Genomic DNA, 15,435 nt, shown 5'->3' on the forward strand with positions numbered 1-15,435 from the left:
TCTCACGCACCTCGCTTCGCCCCCGACACGGCACTGACGACGGCAGCCACCAGCATGCCGCCCCCACCGGCCACAGACATGACCCACCAGGCCCAGGGCATTCCGACCACCGTGACCACCAGGGTCACCAGGAGGATCCAGCCACCCAGCACCCCCATGACCGGCACATCCCACAGCGCGGCGCTCATGAGGAAGATGACGCCGACGACGAGGCAGGGAACGGCGTTGGACACCAGACTCGCGACCTCGTTGGCCCCGGGCGTGTCGATGGCGGCCAGGAAGGTGTTCGCCCGACTCAGGATGATGGTGCTCAGCGCCATGCCGAGCGACCAGGCGCAGCCGTAGTAGGTGCCTTCCCGGCTGCTTCGGCCGCGGACACCTCGTGTCTTGGGAATGATGTAGGCGAAGGTGAACAGCAGGGCCACCAGGAGGCAGCCGCAGAAGAACCGGTAAGGCGCGCTCGGCAGGCCGTAGTCGGGCTCGCGGTAGAGGGCGAGCGCGGCGTAGCCAACCAGCCAGGCCATCCCCCAGGCGGCCAGGAGCGGTGCCGGCCTGATCTCGTGCCGCTTGAGATAGGCGCCTCGCTGGGCGTCGACGACGGCGAGAGCCTCATCGGGTCCCGCCGGAACCTCGTGGTGCTGGGACACAGCACTCATCATGAACCCCCTTGCTCAAACTGGTTTGCATTTCAAACCAGCTCCAGGATAACCCTCACTGGTTTGCATCGCAAACTACTTCGCGGAACACGTATCCTCCACGTGAACGCATAGCTGTTGAGGCGGCGGCCGCGGCCCACCTCCACACGCGGGTCCTCCCGACGTAGAGGGCTTGCACAGCCTCGCCTCCTAGAATCGTCCTCATGACAGACGCGGCACCAGGTTCACCCCCGTCAGCAGGAGGCCCCACCGATGCCCCGGCACCCACCGAACCGCCCGCCGCCCCGTCAGTCACACCGTCAGCCGCACCGGCAACCGGCTCCGCGCCGTCGGCCGGATCGGCCTCCACCTCACCGGTGGGCATCCCGGTCATCGGCGTCGCCCCGGCGACCGAGCCCACCCCGGCCCCCGAGCCCGCCGCCCCGTGCTCGACGACGCTCCTGGTGGACACCACCGCGCACCGTCTGCGCCGCACCGAGGACCTGCTCGACCTGACCCTGACCCTTCTGGGCATCGGCGCCGTCCTCATCCTGGCGATCTACGCCCGCCAGACCACGACCGGCGTCACCCAGGACGTCCAGAACGCCCTGGCGCTGGTGCTGCGCCGCATCCTGGTCTTCCCCCTGCAGGCCATTGAGGGTCTGACCACCTTCATCGTGCCACTGGCCGTGCTGCTGGACCGCCTCCTGCGCCGCTCCTGGCGCTCCTGCGGCGAGGCCGTCCTGTCGGGGATCGCCGGGTTCGCGGTCGCCGTCGGAGCGATGACCGTTCTGGCCGCGTGGGGGCCGACCGCCCTGGTCATGGGGCTGACGGTCACCGCCTCGGGCACCGCCCAGCTGGGCGTCTCCACCGTCTTCGCCTCCATGGCCGGCCTGCTCACGGGTGCCGGCGACCGCAACAGCTCGACCACGATGCGCTCGGGCTGGGCGGCCCTGTGGACGATCCTGGGTCTGGCCGTCCTGCGCGGCGCCCTGACCCTGCCCGGCGCCGTGCTGTCCCTGCTGCTGGGCCGAGCCGTGGGCCTGCTGGTGCGCTACATCGTCGGCGTGGAGGACCGCCGCGCCCACGGGGTCACGCTCGTGCGCGCACTGCGGCGGGCCGGGATCGACGCCGTGCGCGTGGTCCGCATGGACCGCGCCCCCGAGGCGCGCGCCTGGATCGTCACCACCGACGCCCCCCTGGGCTACACCGAGCAGGTCCGTGAGCAGGCGCGCGAGAACCCGCTGACCTCGGCCACCACGACGGACGGTGCCGACGACGCCCCATCAGACCCGGCCTCAGTCTCCTCGGCAGGCCCCGGACGGCCCCCCGAGGAGGCGACCGGTACAGCCGGTACAGCCGGCGCAGACGGTGCCGGTCGTGCAGGTACTGTCCCGCAGGCCTCACCGACCGACGACCCGGCCGCCGCGGCGGACGCGGGAGCACCCACCGCCGCGACGAGTCGGCCGGCCCGTTCCCCGCTCGATCCGAGGTCGTCGGGCCCGGGCGGCACCAACACGATCAGGCCGGCCACCGACGTCGACCTGGCCGCCGTCCTGGCCGAGGCCTCCAGCGACGCCCTGTCCCAGGAGCGGGCCTCGGTCCACCGGATGTACGCCGTGTGGGACTCGGCCGGCGAGCGCCGCAACGTCACCCTCCTCGACGCCGACCGGCAGGTGGCCGGGTTCCTGTCCAACATCTGGGACCAGATCCGCGTCAAGGGCCTGTCCCCCACCCGTGACCTGTCCCTGCGGCCGGCCGCCGAGCACGCCGCCCTCATGACGATGGAGGCGAGGCGCGCCCGCGTGCGCACCCCCGGCCTGCTGGGCATGGCCGAGGCCGCCGAGTCGATCCTGCTGGTCACCGACCACGTCGTCGGCGCCCGCTCCATCCACGACCTGGGCGCCGAGGTCGACGACGACGTCCTGGACCAGTTGTGGGACCAGCTCCAGCGGGCCCACGCCGAGGGCCTGGCGCACGGCAGCATCGACGCCTCGAGCGTCGTCGTCGACGAGGCCGGGCGGCTGTGGCTCCTGGACTGGGCCTCGGGCGAGACGATCTCCTCCGAGCTGGCCCGCCGCGTGGACCTGGCCCAGGCCCTGGCGCTGACCGCCCTGACCGTGGGGGCCGAGCGGGCCATCGACGCCGCCTCCCGGTCGCTGACCACCGCGCAGCTGGCCTCGATCGCCCCCATGCTGCAGCGGGTGGTCCTGCCGCGCCAGACCCGTGAGGCCATGGGGCGGCGCGGGGCCAGCCGGCAGGTGCTCCAGGACCTGCGCGACGCCCTCGTGGCGCTCACCCCGACGGCCGACGCCGAGCCGGCCCGCCTCAACCGCTTCTCCACGCGCACGGTCCTCATGGTCGTGGTGGGTCTGGTGGCGGTGTGGACGCTCATGGCGCAGCTGGACTTCCAGCAGGTCAGTGCCGCCGTCTCCCAGGCCAATGTCTGGTGGATGCTGGCGGCGCTGGTCTTCTCCGTGGCGACCTACGTGGGCGCCGGGCTCACGCTGGTGGCCTTCAGTCCCGAGCGGCTCTCGCTGTGGCGCTCCACCGAGGTGCACCTGGCCAGCGCCGTGATCTCCCTCGTGGCGCCGGCCGGCGTGGGCGGGGCGGCCATCAACCTGCGCTTCCTCAACCGCAAGGGCGTGCCGACGGCGGTCGGTGTGGCCACGGTGGCCCTGGTCCAGGTGGTCCAGTTCATCGTGACGGTGGTGCTGCTCGTGGTGCTGGCGGCGATGACCGGCCAGTCCACGGGGCTGACCCTGCCGTCGGGCTGGGTTCTAGTAGCGGCGGGCGCCGTCGTCGTGGTGGCGGCGATCGTGCTGGTGATCCCCCGGGCGCGCGCCTGGGCGTGGGCCAAGATCGAGCCCACCTACCGCCAGGTGTGGCCGCGGCTCGTGTGGGTCATGTCCAACCCGGTGCGCCTGGCCCTGGGGGTCGGCGGCGCCCTCATGCTGAGCCTGTCCTACATCCTGTCCTTCAGCGCGAGCCTGTGGGCCTTCGGCTACACGGTGCCCTTCGCGGTCCTGGCCATCACCTACCTGGCCTCCAACACGGTGGGCTCGATCGTGCCCTCCCCCGGTGGTATCGGGCCGGTCGAGCTCGCCCTGACCGCGGGGCTCGTCGCCGCCGGCGTCCCCTACGGGGTGGCGCTGTCCACGGCGGTCGTCTACCGCCTGGTCACCTTCTGGATCCCGATCCCGGTGGGCTGGCTCAGCCTCCAGCGCCTCCAGAAGGTCGGGGACCTGTAGACCGACGGCGGCAGGCGCCGGACGGCAACGGAGCGCCCATCCCGTAGCCTGGGGACATGGAGCACAGGCCCGAGTCGTCGTCGAGCCCGGGGGAGGTTCGTGCGCCGTGGCCCAGGCAGTGGTTGGAGCGGCACCGCAGCGCCGTCGACCTGGTGGTGCTCGCCCTGCTCCTGGGGTACAACCAGCTCGTCCTGCCGGTGACCGCTGCGTCGACCGCGCACCTGTGGCTGCTGGAGGCGGTCAGCGCGGGGCTCGGGCTGTGCTGGCTGCTGAGGCGCCGCCGCCCCGAGGCTGCTTTCGCGGTGGCGGTTCTTCTCGCCGGGTCCCAGCTGCTGGCGGGTCCCGGTTCCAGCGTCCTTCCGGTGGATGTGCTGCTGGCGCTGCTGGTCCACCACCTGGCCGCCGTCCGTCGATGGAGGGTGTCCCTTCCCTGCGCGGCACTCATCATCGCCTGGATCGTTGCGGCCTTCATCCCCATCGTCCGCATGGGGTACAGCCGCCTGAGCCTACCGGCGCTCTGCGTCGTCGCCGTCCTGTGGGCCTGGACGGCCGGGGTTCTGCAGCAAACGCGCCGCGAGCATCTGGCCGCCCTGGCACACAACGCCGAGTACCGGCTGCATGAGGCCGAGCTGCGCCACGAGCGGGCCGAGCGCCAGGAGCGCTCGCGGATCGCCCGAGAGATCCACGACATCGTCTCCCACGGTCTGGGGGTCATGGTGGTGGTCTCCGACGGCGCAGCGGCGACGGCCCCCTCGGATCCCGACCGGGCAGCAGCGGCCATGCGCCGTGTGCGCGACACCGGGCGGGAGGCCCTGGGTGACATGCGCCGGATGCTGTCCGTCCTGCGCGGCGAGGACGATCCACCACGCGATCCCCAGCCCGGGGAGCAGGACCTGGAGGGGCTGGTCACCGAGGCACGAGTTACAGGGCTGCCGGTCCACCTCGAGATGCCGGATGCCCTGAATCTGCCCGCGGGGCTCGGCCTGACCGTCTACCGCATCGTCCAGGAGGGGCTGGCCAACGTGCGTCGCCACGCCGGCACCGTCAGCAGCGTCGAGGTCCGCGTGCACGCGGAGCCGTCGGGTGTCGTCGTCGAGGTTCACGACGACGGCGGGGGCCTGTCCGCGGCGGGCACCGCGCCCCCGGTCCCCGGGCACGGCCTGACGGGGATGCGCGAGCGGGTCGCCTCCCACGGGGGCGTCCTGCATGCGGGACCTCGCAGCGACGGCGGCTTCGCCCTTCGGGCGGTGCTGCCGTGGGGAGGGCAGCCGGAGGAGGAGCCCTCGAAGCCACTGGAATCCGCGGCACCCACTGAGGAGGACGTATGACTCTCCGACTCATCCTCGTCGACGACCAGGAGATGTACCGGCTCGGTTTCCGCATGCTGCTGGAGACCCAGGCGGAGGTCGAGGTGGTCGGCGAGGCCGCGGACGGCCGGGCTGCCCTTGAGCTGCTCAAGCGGGTCGAGGCGGACATCGTCCTCATGGACGTGCGCATGCCGCGGATGAACGGGATCGAGGCGACGCGCGCCGTCGTCCAGGGCGGCGCCGACGGCCCTCGGGTGATCGTCCTGACCACCTTCGACCTCGACGAGTACGCCTACGAGGCGATCCGAGCCGGCGCCAGCGGCTTCCTCCTCAAGGACGCCTCCCTGGAGGAGCTCATGGCCGCGATCCGCCACGTGCACGCCGGGGACGCGGTCATGGCGCCCTCCACCACCCGGCGACTCATCGAGCACTTCGCTCTCCCGCCCCCGGTGGTCGACGACGGCGATCACCGGGTTCGGGCACTGGAGGACCTGACCGCCCGCGAGCGCGAGGTCCTGGCGCTTCTGGCCCGCGGGCTGTCCAACGAGGCCATTGCCCGGGACCTGTGCGTTGCCGAGGGGACCGTGCGGGTCCATGTCAGCCGGGCCCTGGCCAAGCTGGGGCTGCGGGACCGGGCGCAGGCCGTCGTCCTGGCCTACGAGACGGGCCTGGTCACCCCGCGCAGACACGCGGGCCGGGCGGATCGGGGCGAGTCGCGCACCCGTGACGCACAGGGGCAAGCACGACGCCGGCGGCGTAGGCACCCTGTAGGCCGCTATATGCACACTGCATAGTCGAGGCTGCTCCTCGCGGCGGAGGCGGGCACCGCCTCATCCGGGGGAGCCTCGAGGTCATGAACGACCTCGTGCAGACCATCGACCTCACCAAGCGCTACGGGCGGCGGACCGTCGTCGACCGCCTCAACCTGCGCGTGCCCGCCGGCGCCGTCTACGGCTTCCTCGGCCCCAACGGCTCGGGCAAGTCCACGACCATGAAGATGCTGCTGTCTCTGGTACAGCCGAGCGGCGGCCAGGTGCTCATCGATGGGGAGCCGATGAGTCGGCGCACTCGACGCCGGCACCTGGCCCGTATCGGCTCGCTCATCGAGTCCCCGCCCGGCTACGGGCACCTCACCGGCGCCGAGAACATGCGGATCGTCCAGCGTCTGCTCGACATTCCCGACCGGTACGTCAAGGACGCGGTGGACACCGTTCGCCTGGGCGAGCAGATGGACAAGCGAGTCCGTGAGTACTCCCTGGGCATGAAGCAGCGCCTGGGCATCGCGATGGCCCTGGCGCGCAGACCGCGGCTGCTCATCCTCGATGAGCCGACCAACGGCCTCGACCCCGCCGGCATTGAGGAGATCCGCCGGCTCCTGGGAGCGTTGGCGGCCGGCGGCGTCACAGTCATCGTCTCCTCCCACCTGCTGGGCGAGATCGACCGCGTCGCCACCATGCTGGGGATCGTCTCTCGCGGTGGGCTCCTCTTCCAGGGGACGCGCACCGAGCTCATGAGCGCCTCGGCGCCGGACACGCTTCTGGACTGCTCGGACCCTCCGGGCGCCGCCCGCCTGCTGTTCGCGCGGGGAGCGGCGTCGGCCCCCGAGCACGGGCTGCTGCGAGTCCCCGGCCTGAGCCGTGAGGCCAGGGCCGACGTCGTCGCACTCCTGGTGCGCGAAGGCATCGCAGTGCACGAGGTCCGCCAGGAGGAGCAGACCCTGGAGGACGTCTTCATGAACCTCACCCGAGGAGGCGGGCTATGAGCGTCAGTGCCGAGGCAGCTGTTGTGCGCGCTGTGCGCAATGAGTACGCCAAGATGCGCCACCTACGGATCGGGCTCGTGGCCGCACTCCTCGTGCTGGGTGTCTGCGCACTCACCGTCGTCACCGCGATGAACTCGGGGCTGGCCCGTCACCGGCTCGACGACGACGGCTACGGATGGCGGCTCCTCATGGTCAGTCTTCACGGGGCCGTCACGCTGGCGGCGCCGCTTCTCCTGGCGGTCATGGCGAGCCGCCAGGTGGAGGTGGAGCACTCGGGCCGGGGCTGGATGGCCTCCGCCACCGCGGGCACGACGCCGGGACGGCTGTGCCGGGCGAAGCTCCTCGCCCTGGGGAGCATCATCTCGCCCATGCCGGTGGCCTGGGGCGCGCTCGTGCTCGTCGTGGGCCGCGCCGTCGGGCTGACGGCGCCGGTGCCGGCGGCCCGGCTGCTGACGCTGGCGGTGGGGCTGGCGGTCGTCGACCTCGCCGTCCTGGGTACGCAGCTGCTGATCTCAGCTCGAACGGAGAACCAGCTCGGGCCGCTGGCGCTGGGGCTGATCGGCATTCTCCTCAGCGTCTTCTCCCAAGCGATGCCGCTGTGGATGCGGCACCTGAGCCCGTGGACCGCGTTCGGGCTCATGGTCCCGGCGGACTTCGTCGGCACGGACCTGGTGGACCTGCATATGTACCTGGTCAACCTCGCGGTTCTGGCGGGCATCGGCGCCGCGCTATTCGTCCTCGTCACTACCCACCTCGACCGGCTGGAGGTGTGAGATGGCCTCCGTCATCACCGAGATGCTCAAGCTGCGTCGCTCCGCGAGCTGGGGCGTGGTTCTCGTACTGCCCGTGGCCTCAGTCCTCGGTGCGTGCCTCCTCGTGAGACCCACCGACTGGCAGCTCCTGTGGGTGCGGTCCACCGGCTTCTACGGGATGGTGCTGCTTCCCGTTTCCTTGGGCGTGCTGGCGTCCCTCGTCTGGCGGGTTGAGCACCAGGGATCCAACCGGCTGGCGCTCATGAGCGCGCCCGTCCCCACGTGGAGGACGGTGGCAGCCAAGGCCGCTGCTGCCTGGCTGCTCGCGGCCGTCATGCAGACCGTCCTGGTGCTCGCCACAGCCGCCGCCGGTTCGCTCTTCCTCAGACTGCCGGGCGGGCTGCCGTCGCGGTACCTGGCCGCGGGGCTGCTGATCGCTGTGGCCTGCGCGCCCGTGTGCGCTCTCCAGTCGGGACTGTCGGCCTTCACCCGCTCATTCAGCGTTCCGGTGGCGATCGGCCTGGGGCTGACGGGAGCGGGGACGACGGCGCTGCTGGTACACGTCCCGGCGGCCTGGCTCCTGCCGCATGCCCTGGTCACCCGCACGACGCAGATCGGTGCGATGAGCGAGGGTGCTGCCCTTGTCTTCGCCGCCCGCGAGCTCACCTGGGCGAGCGCCGCTGCCACGGTCGGCACCAGTGCGGTGCTGTGCGCCGTCGTCGTGCTGGCCACCTCCATGGCGCTCGACCGCGCCGATGCCCGGGCCTGAAGGCGGTGTCTTCCGCGCGGGCGAGCCGGGACGCCCGGCCCACCCGCCTACGCAGCGGCTACTCGTCGCTGGTGGTGCGCGTGCGGCGCTTCGCCTGCACGCGCACCACCAACTGCGTGGGTCGCCATCCTGTCGGTACGTGGACCAGGCGCCGGGACACCGTCCCACGAGCCTGCCCCTGGGTCCCGCAGGACCGGCAGAACGGGTCCTCGAAACCTGAATCGCCCCGGGTTTGATGGAGGCAGTGATGACACGGAAGGATCACTGTCATGGGACAGAAGAAGTACCCCGATGAGCTGCGCGAGCGAGCCACGAGGATGACCTTGGAGGCACTGGCCGACCCGGCGCGGGCCAAGGGCGCGATCCGCAGGATCGCCGACGAGCTGGGTGTCCACCCCGAGGCTCTACGCACCTGGGTCAAGAAGGCCCAGGTCGACCAGGGCACCCGGCTCGGCACCACCACCGACGAAGCGCAGCGGATCAAGGAGCTGGAGAAAGAGGTCCGAGAGCTGCGAAGAGCCAACGCGATCCTGAAGAGTGCGTCGGCTTTCTTCGCGGCGGAGTGTGAGCGCCCGTCCCGCTGATCTGCCAGTACATCGAGGCCAAGAAGGAGGAGTTCGGGGTCGAGCCGATCTGCACCACACTCAGCGAGGCTGGTGTGCAGATCGCCCCGAGCACCTACTACGCCCGTCGTAGCCGGCCTGCTAGATGATTGATTCCAAGGGGGTTGGTTAGTGGTCGTAGGGGGTCAGGGAGCGTAGTTGGGGGTTGCCGGTGTTGTCGTTGTGCCAGATGGCGGCTGTCAGGGCCAGGATGCGCTGGGCGACGCGTGCGGTGACTCCGGTGGGGGTGCGCCCGTTGTGGCGCTCGAGCCCGAGCTGGTCCTTGAGGGTGTCGAAGACGGACTCGATCCTCTGGCGCAAAGGGCGCAGGAGGCCGGCGCCGGGGCGCGGGGCCTCGTTGCGTGCGGCCGGGCGCAGCAGGGTCAGCCCGGCCTGGTTCAGGTCGTCCTCCAGGTCCTTGGAGCGGTAGCCCTTGTCGGCGATGATCGTGCGGGCGCCGGTGGGGGCCAGGTGCTCGAGCATGCTGCGCAGGACCTCGCGCTCGTCCTGGCTGGGGCTGGTCAGGGCCCAGGCCACTGGAAGGCCGGTGGGGGTGGCGATCAGGTGCAGGCGCAGGCCCCAGAAGAAGCGGGAGTGCGAGGCGCAGTACCCGTAGCCGGCCCAGCCGGCCAGGTTCGAGCGTCGCACGGTGGGCCGGGAACGGGCGCACTCGATGGGGGTGGAGTCGACCAGGTGCACGTCGTCGGTGTAGACGCTGGTGGTGGTGGCCAGCACGGCCGCCAGCCACCCGATGGTGCCGGCCAGGGCACGCAGGCGCTTGTTGTAGCCGGACTGGCCCGGGATGTAGGGGAACATGCCTCTCAGGTGCTTGCGGGCGTAGCGCAGGAAGCGTCTGTCGGTGTCAATGCCCACCAACGGTGCGATGGCGGCCAGGGTCAGGACCTCGGCGTCGGTGATGGACGGGACGATACCCACCCGCGGGCGGGGCGGGGTGATCTCGGGGTGGGCCTTCAACAGGTCATCAGCAGTGACGTACAGTGCGGTGGCGAGGGTCTCCAGGTCGGTGTCCACTTTCTCAAGCTCCCAGCGCGAGGAAACGGTTCTAGCAGCACCGATCCTGCGAGACCCTCGTCCCCACCCCAAGCACCCACGCCGACCCACACCCCCTTGGAATCAATCATCTAGGCTGGGCGGCGGCCGCGAGGACGCGTAGTACCAGGAGGACCTCATGACTTCGACAGCACCGGCAGTATCAGTGGCATGCGGCATCGACATCGGCGGCTCGGGCGTCAAGAGCGCCCTGGTCGACCTGACCACGGGCACGTTCATCGGTGAGCGCGTGCGCATCGACACCCCCGAGGAGTCCACCCCCGAGGCCGTGGCCGAAGTGTGCCGCGAGCTCCTCGAGCAGCTTCAGGTCGCCGACGACGTCCCGGTCGGCGTCGCCCTGCCCGCCCCGATCGTCCACGGGATCGTCCCCTTCATCGCCAACCTCGACAAGTCCTGGACGGGCGTCAACCTCACCCGGCTCATGCGCGAGCACCTGGGGCGGCCGGTCACCGGCCTCAACGACGCCGACGCCGCCGGCATGGCCGAGGTCGCCTTCGGCGCAGCCAAGGACGTGCCCGGAACCATCATCGTCACCACGCTGGGCACCGGGATCGGCTCGGCCGTCGTCGTCGACGGGACCCTGGTCCCCAACACCGAGCTCGGTCACCTGGAGATCGACGGATACGACGCCGAGAGCCGTGCCTCGGCCGGCCAGCGCACCGCCCAGGACCTGTCCTGGAAGAAGTGGGCCAAGCGCCTCCAGCGCTACTACTCCCACGTGGAGATGCTCTTCTCCCCGGACCTGTTCGTCGTCGGCGGGGGCGTGTCCCGCAAGCACGAGAAGTACCTGCCGCTGCTCGACCTCAAGACCCCGATCGTTCCGGCACAGTTGCTCAACACCGCCGGCATCGTCGGGGCCGCCTACCAGGCCTCCCGCGCCGCCGTGGCCTGAGTCGGGGCCTTGTCCTCCACGAGAGCCGACGGCGTCTGCTGGTGATGCCGGCCGGTCGCCATCGGACCACTACCTGCGTATGAGGTCTGGAGATGTCGGAACTGTCCGTATGGACAGGCGGTACTGTGCTTCGGGCGGGGGTGATCGGCTGGCTGGCTCATGACACTGGAGGCATGAGCGATGCAGTGAAGATCAGTTCCGTTAGTTCCGATGCAGCCGGCTCTCACGCGGTGGAGCCCGCCGGCAGGGGGACCGGCCGTCGCGCGTCGGTGTTGTGGAAGGTCATGGCGGTGCCCCTGGCGGCGGCGATCGCGCTGGGGGCGGCCGGGGGCACTGCCTCGGCCGCGCCGTCGAAGGATGAGGCCGCGCACCTGAAGTCCCGCGCTCAGGGGCTGGTGGATGCCGGTTACCCGGCGGTCCTGGCGGCGCAGACGGATGCCAAGGGGGAGTCGACGGGCGTGGCCGTGGGCAAGAGCAACCTGGAGACGGGCCAGGCCCCGCCGCTGGACGGTGAGGTGAGGATCGGGTCGAACACGAAGACCTTCGTCGCCGTTGTCATTATGCAGATGGTCGAGGAGGGCAAGGTGGGGCTCGATGAGCCGATCGAGACCTACCTGCCGGGCCTCATCAAGGGTGAGGGCATCGACGGCTCGCGGATCACGGTGCGCCAGCTCCTGCAGCACACCAGCGGCCTGCCCGAGTACACCGACACCACCCCGGGGGAGGCCGATATCTTCCAGGTCCGAGACCACTACGCGCAGCCTCGGGACCTGCTCGATACCGCGCTGAGCAAGCCGGCGGCCTTCGAGCCGGGGACGCAGTGGAGCTACACCAACACGAACTACATCGTGCTGGGTATGCTCATTGAGCGGGTGTCCCAACGTCCCGTCGGGGAGCAGATCGACCAGCGCATCGTCAAGAAGCTGAAGCTCTCCCACACCTACTTCCCGGCCTCGGGGGACAGGAGTATCAAGGGGACTCATCCGCAGGGCTACCACGTCAACGCCGACGGCAAGCTGGAGGACATCACCGAGATGGACCCCTCCTGGGGGTGGGCGGCTGGGGCGATGATCTCGACCCCTAGTGAGCTCAACGCCTTCTTCCAGGCCCTCTTCGACGGCAGGCTGCTCAGCCGGGCCAGCATTGAGGAGATGAAGGCCAATGCGCTCGATGCCAGTTCCCGCTTGGGGCCTGGTGCTGTCTATGGACTGGGCCTTATCGGTTACACACTGAGCTGCGGGGGTACCGCCTGGGGGCACGGAGGCTCTATTCACGGATACGAGACCCATAACGCCGTCGGTCCCGACGGCACCGCCGCCACGTTCGCCCTGACCGCTCTGCCCGCCGCCATCGCCGATCAGAGCAACCTGGAGAGCTCGGCCACGGAGAAGGGAGAAATGGCGCGCGACGCCGTCGACGTGACCTTGTGCCACAAGTGATGAGGTCGCAGGCGGAGTCGGGCACCTCGACGTCGCGCATGTGCTTGACTCAAGCCGTGCCCGGCTACGTGCCCGATTCCTCCGTCCAGGTACGGACACCACCGCGCCTTCCCCGGACCGCGGTGGTGTGCTGCTTGCTCAGCGCGCTGCCCTATATCGGCATGGTGCTGGCCGATCCTGAGCACGTCAGCAGCTATGGGGCCAGTTCGGTTCCCCGGGCGATCCTCTTCTTCGTCCTGGTCACCGTCCAGGTGGTGGCCGTGACGGTGACGGTGCGTTACCCCTACGGGGTGCTCGCGGTCGTGACCGCCGCCGATCTCGTCATCCTCGTCGCCAGTGATCGATTGGGACTCGGATCCACCGCGGTCCTGGTGGTGATCTGGTACCTCGTGCGCTACCGGATCCCGGGCTGGCAGGTCGCACTGGCCATCAGCACCGTCGTCTTCAGCGTCGTCTTCCTCATCGGGGAGGCGCACTCCGGCCGGCGCGGGGTGGTCGCCATCGTCATCTTCCTCGCGGTGCATCTGATTCAGCGCTACCTCCTGGCAGTGGTTGTGGCGGAGTACATGCTGGGGCGTGAGCGACTCCACCGGGCGCTGCGAGACAAGGCCGAGCTCCTCGAGCGGGAGAAGCAGCTGCTCGAGACTCAGAGGCGTGAGCGGGTCGCGCGCGAGCTGCGGGCCAGCCGCGACGCCCTGGCACGCGACCTCCACGACATCGCCGGCCACCACCTCTCCGGCGTCATCGTGAGCGCCCAGGCGGCGGCGGCCCTGCGGCACAAGGATCCGGAACGTTCCTACCAGATGCTCCAGACGGTTCAGGACAGCGCGCGAACCGCACTGGCCGACCTGCGACAGGTCGTCAGCCTGCTGCGCAGCGAGGACAGCGGCGGCTCTGGAGACGAAGGCCGGGGTGGGGACGGACAGGACGGGTCGACGTCGTCGGCCGCCGGACCGAGAGGCGAGGTGACGGGTGAGATGACGAGGGAGCCGGTGCCCCTGCCATCGCTGGCGGCCGTGCCCCGCCTCATCGAGGAGTCGCGCCGTCGGGGGCAGCGCGTCGGCTACGCCGCCAACGGGCGCCCCCACTCCCTCAGCCCGCTGGCGGACACCGCCGCCTACCGCATGGTTCAGGAGTCGCTTGCCAACAGTGCGCGGCACGCGCCGGGAGCTCCCTGCCAGGTATGGGTCACCTACCAGGGCGGATGTGTCGAGATCGTGGTGAGCAACCGGCGGCCGCTGAGCCCGCAGTCCGAGCAGACAGAACGAGGCGAAGGAGACCGCACCGGCAGCGGATACGGACTGTCCGGCATGGCCGAGCGCGCGGCCCTGGTAGGTGCCGAGCTGAGTACCGGGCCGGCCCCCGACGGCGGCTGGTGCAACCGGCTCATCATCCCCCTCCCCGAGGACAGCGTCGCTGACTCTTGTGCCGGCGACGCTCACACCAAGACGAAAGCGACTCTTCCATGATTCGACTTGTCATCGCTGATGATCAGGCCGTGGTCCGCGCCGGCCTGAGCATCCTCCTGGGCACGGAGGAGGACATCGAGGTCGTGGGGGAGGCGGCCGACGGTGCCGAGGCCATCGTGCTGGCTCGTGAGCTGCGCCCCGACGTCGTGTGCATGGACATCAGGATGCCCGGGACCGATGGCATCGCGGCGACCCGGGCGATCGTCTCCGACCCTGATCTGGATGTCGACGTGCTCATCCTGACCACCTTCGACGTCGACGACGACGTCCTGGCCTCGCTCGAGGCCGGGGCCGCCGGCTTTCTCCTCAAGGGCGCCGATGAGGACACCCTGCTGGGAGCGGTCCGATCCGTGGCGGCGGGGGAGGGGACCCTGGACCAGCGCGTCACTCGACGCATCCTGCACGAGCTCTCCAGACGAGGTTCACGAGGTGCGCTCACCAGTGGGGACGGCGGAGCCCAGGACCGGAGGGAGAGTGGAGTGACCGGGGCTGGTGACGTGTCCGAGGCCGCGATGCGCGTAGGGGCGGCCTCTACGGGGGTCAGCCTGACCGCACGGGAGCTGGAGGTGCTCAGGCTGCTGGCTCAAGGCATGTCCAACGGTGAGATGGCCTCGCGACTGTACGTCGAGCCGACGACGATCAAGTACCACCTGACGGGAATCATGCAGAAGACCGGGTCCCGGGACCGCCTCCAGGCGGTGCTGTGGGGGATCCGTGCCGGCCTGGTTCATCCGTGAAGGTGAGCGAGCTGTGCTGGGAGGCCATAAGTGGCGTCAGCACAGGGAAAACCGGGGATGACAGGCAGCGACACTAAATGTGGTGCAGGCCATGTGGAATCTGTTTGACAGACCGGGTTGGCGTCTGGCTATAGTACTCCTCGCTGCCGGAGCGACCCAAGGGTCAGACGGCGGTACCGGACGAAGGGATCGTCGAGTCAGCGGGTGAGAGCCCGGTTGGGACGGCGACAGCGGAAAAGTTCAGAGATCAGGGTCACGCGATCCGAATTTGATTCCAGAACTCCTATCTGCTTATTCTAGTCCGGTCGCCTTCGAGAGGCAAGCGAAGATAATCTCTCCGCCGAAATCTTGCTGGGTGTGTTGTTTGAGAACTCGATAGTGTGTCATGTTTTTTATGCCATGGGTCCTGGGGGCTGTGCGCATGTTTGCTGGGTTGTCTGCCTTTGTTTGGGTGGTTTGGTTTGGTGTGTGTGGTTTCTGGGGCTTGTTTTGTTTTGGTTTGCCTGGTTCTGATTTGTTTTGGGGTTGGGTGGGGCCATGTGGTCTGGTTTTCTGGACTGTGTAACTGACTGTTGGTGTTCTGGTTGGCTGCCTTACTTGTTTGGTGGTTGGTTGGGGTGCCTTTTTTTGTTGGTTTTGTTTGGAGAGTTTGATCCTGGCTCAGGACGAACGCTGGCGGCGTGCTTAACACATGCAAGTCGAACGGTGAAGGAGCCAGCTTGCTGGTTCTGGATGAGTGGCGAACGGGT

The 15,435-nt window shown here is 69.6% G+C and carries 13 protein-coding genes, 1 rRNA gene and 1 other annotated feature; of the genes, 12 read left to right on the forward strand and 2 right to left on the reverse strand.

Annotation, left to right across the window (positions count from 1 at the left end; translation table 11 throughout):
- Nucleotides 1-2: 2 nt before the first annotated feature.
- Complete coding sequence (locus HCR68_RS10475; RefSeq protein ID WP_167149251.1) at nt 3-656, reverse strand: hypothetical protein; 654 nt, start codon at nt 654-656, stop codon at nt 3-5.
- Nucleotides 657-859: 203 nt separating this feature from the next.
- Between HCR68_RS10475 and HCR68_RS10480 the strand changes: the two genes are divergently transcribed.
- The 7 genes from HCR68_RS10480 to HCR68_RS10510 all read left to right on the forward strand — a co-directional run bounded on the left by HCR68_RS10480 (nt 860) and on the right by HCR68_RS10510 (nt 9,060).
- Nucleotides 860-3,886, forward strand: a complete 3,027-nt coding sequence (locus HCR68_RS10480) for a lysylphosphatidylglycerol synthase transmembrane domain-containing protein (protein ID WP_167149253.1) — start codon at nt 860-862, stop codon at nt 3,884-3,886.
- Between the two features lie 56 nt (nt 3,887-3,942).
- Entirely contained in the window at nt 3,943-5,214 is a 1,272-nt protein-coding gene (locus HCR68_RS10485; RefSeq protein ID WP_167149255.1) for a histidine kinase, read from the forward strand.
- Complete coding sequence (locus HCR68_RS10490) at nt 5,211-5,987, forward strand: response regulator transcription factor (RefSeq protein ID WP_167149257.1); 777 nt, start codon at nt 5,211-5,213, stop codon at nt 5,985-5,987. Before HCR68_RS10485 ends, HCR68_RS10490 begins: the two co-directional genes overlap by 4 nt.
- A 59-nt stretch (nt 5,988-6,046) precedes the next feature.
- A complete protein-coding gene (locus HCR68_RS10495) occupies nt 6,047-6,955 on the forward strand; it encodes an ABC transporter ATP-binding protein (RefSeq protein ID WP_167149259.1) in 909 nt (302 codons plus the stop codon).
- Nucleotides 6,952-7,728 (forward strand): ABC transporter permease, encoded by a 777-nt coding sequence (locus HCR68_RS10500; RefSeq protein WP_167149261.1) that lies wholly within the window; start codon nt 6,952-6,954, stop codon nt 7,726-7,728. The genes HCR68_RS10495 and HCR68_RS10500 overlap by 4 nt, the downstream gene beginning before the upstream one ends.
- Nucleotide 7,729: 1 nt before the next feature.
- The gene (locus HCR68_RS10505; protein WP_167149263.1) at nt 7,730-8,476 is read left to right on the forward strand and encodes an ABC transporter permease; all 747 of its coding nucleotides are present in this window, start codon (nt 7,730-7,732) and stop codon (nt 8,474-8,476) included.
- Nucleotides 8,477-8,745: 269 nt separating this feature from the next.
- The gene (locus HCR68_RS10510) at nt 8,746-9,060 is read left to right on the forward strand and encodes a transposase (RefSeq protein WP_167149265.1); all 315 of its coding nucleotides are present in this window, start codon (nt 8,746-8,748) and stop codon (nt 9,058-9,060) included.
- Nucleotides 9,021-9,149 (forward strand) — a sequence feature (AL1L pseudoknot). Its footprint overlaps the gene before it by 40 nt.
- Nucleotides 9,150-9,207: 58 nt before the next feature.
- Here the strand turns inward: HCR68_RS10510 and HCR68_RS10515 are convergent.
- Nucleotides 9,208-10,110, reverse strand: coding sequence for an IS982 family transposase (locus tag HCR68_RS10515; RefSeq protein ID WP_167149267.1), 903 nt, complete (start codon nt 10,108-10,110; stop codon nt 9,208-9,210).
- A gap of 157 nt (nt 10,111-10,267) precedes the next feature.
- On the opposite strand from HCR68_RS10515, the gene ppgK reads away from it, so the two are divergent.
- The 5 genes from ppgK to HCR68_RS10540 form a co-directional block, all read left to right on the forward strand.
- Nucleotides 10,268-11,041, forward strand: a complete 774-nt coding sequence (gene ppgK, locus HCR68_RS10520) for a polyphosphate--glucose phosphotransferase (RefSeq protein ID WP_167149269.1) — start codon at nt 10,268-10,270, stop codon at nt 11,039-11,041.
- Between the two features lie 173 nt (nt 11,042-11,214).
- Nucleotides 11,215-12,480 (forward strand): serine hydrolase domain-containing protein, encoded by a 1,266-nt coding sequence (locus tag HCR68_RS10525; RefSeq protein WP_167149271.1) that lies wholly within the window; start codon nt 11,215-11,217, stop codon nt 12,478-12,480.
- 56 nt (nt 12,481-12,536) lie between these two features.
- The gene (locus HCR68_RS10530; RefSeq protein WP_243859061.1) at nt 12,537-13,949 is read left to right on the forward strand and encodes a histidine kinase; all 1,413 of its coding nucleotides are present in this window, start codon (nt 12,537-12,539) and stop codon (nt 13,947-13,949) included.
- Nucleotides 13,946-14,686: a response regulator transcription factor gene (locus HCR68_RS10535; protein ID WP_167149275.1), complete on the forward strand. Its 741-nt coding sequence runs from the start codon at nt 13,946-13,948 to the stop codon at nt 14,684-14,686. Before HCR68_RS10530 ends, HCR68_RS10535 begins: the two co-directional genes overlap by 4 nt.
- A 637-nt stretch (nt 14,687-15,323) precedes the next feature.
- A 16S ribosomal RNA gene (locus HCR68_RS10540) occupies nt 15,324-15,435 on the forward strand; the annotation flags it as partial.

This window comes from Actinomyces sp. ZJ308, assembly GCF_011752065.1.
Classification (GTDB): domain Bacteria; phylum Actinomycetota; class Actinomycetes; order Actinomycetales; family Actinomycetaceae; genus Actinomyces.

Coding starts and splice junctions, on each gene's coding strand:
- HCR68_RS10475 (WP_167149251.1), bottom strand. CDS start 656: ATGAGTGCTGTGTCCCAGCACCACGAGGTTCCGGCGGGACCCGATGAG.
- HCR68_RS10480 (WP_167149253.1), top strand. CDS start 860: ATGACAGACGCGGCACCAGGTTCACCCCCGTCAGCAGGAGGCCCCACC.
- HCR68_RS10485 (WP_167149255.1), top strand. CDS start 3,943: ATGGAGCACAGGCCCGAGTCGTCGTCGAGCCCGGGGGAGGTTCGTGCG.
- HCR68_RS10490 (WP_167149257.1), top strand. CDS start 5,211: ATGACTCTCCGACTCATCCTCGTCGACGACCAGGAGATGTACCGGCTC.
- HCR68_RS10495 (WP_167149259.1), top strand. CDS start 6,047: ATGAACGACCTCGTGCAGACCATCGACCTCACCAAGCGCTACGGGCGG.
- HCR68_RS10500 (WP_167149261.1), top strand. CDS start 6,952: ATGAGCGTCAGTGCCGAGGCAGCTGTTGTGCGCGCTGTGCGCAATGAG.
- HCR68_RS10505 (WP_167149263.1), top strand. CDS start 7,730: ATGGCCTCCGTCATCACCGAGATGCTCAAGCTGCGTCGCTCCGCGAGC.
- HCR68_RS10510 (WP_167149265.1), top strand. CDS start 8,746: ATGGGACAGAAGAAGTACCCCGATGAGCTGCGCGAGCGAGCCACGAGG.
- ppgK (WP_167149269.1), top strand. CDS start 10,268: ATGACTTCGACAGCACCGGCAGTATCAGTGGCATGCGGCATCGACATC.
- HCR68_RS10525 (WP_167149271.1), top strand. CDS start 11,215: ATGAGCGATGCAGTGAAGATCAGTTCCGTTAGTTCCGATGCAGCCGGC.
- HCR68_RS10535 (WP_167149275.1), top strand. CDS start 13,946: ATGATTCGACTTGTCATCGCTGATGATCAGGCCGTGGTCCGCGCCGGC.